The sequence below is a fragment of the Mesorhizobium sp. M1D.F.Ca.ET.231.01.1.1 genome (genome assembly GCF_003999155.2).
GTDB lineage: Bacteria > Pseudomonadota > Alphaproteobacteria > Rhizobiales > Rhizobiaceae > Mesorhizobium.
On sequence record NZ_RZOZ02000202.1, the window covers coordinates 1 to 311 of the forward strand.

General features: G+C 61.4%; 1 protein-coding gene. It reads left to right on the forward strand.

Annotation, left to right across the window (positions count from 1 at the left end):
* Positions 1-311: IS630 family transposase (locus EN874_RS32970; RefSeq protein ID WP_127428864.1), on the forward strand; the 311-nt coding region annotated here is incomplete at both ends.

A 311-nucleotide genomic window follows, 5' to 3' on the forward strand; every position in this document is an offset into this window, starting at 1 on the left:
GCAAGAACATGCAGCGACACCGCCATCAGGACTTCATCCGCTTCCTCAACGCCATCGACGCGCAAGTGCCGGCCGGCAAGGCCGTCCACGTCATCCTCGACAACTACGCCGCTCACAAGCACCCCAAAGTGCGTGCCTGGCTCGATCGCCATCAGCGCTTCACCTTCCACTTCACGCCGACCTCGTGCTCGTGGCTCAACGCGGTCGAAGGCTTCTTCGCCAAATTGTCGAAGCGTCGTCTCAAGCGAGGCGTCTTCCACTCCGTCGTCGACCTTCAGGCGGCAATCAACCGCTTCCTCGTCGAGCACAAC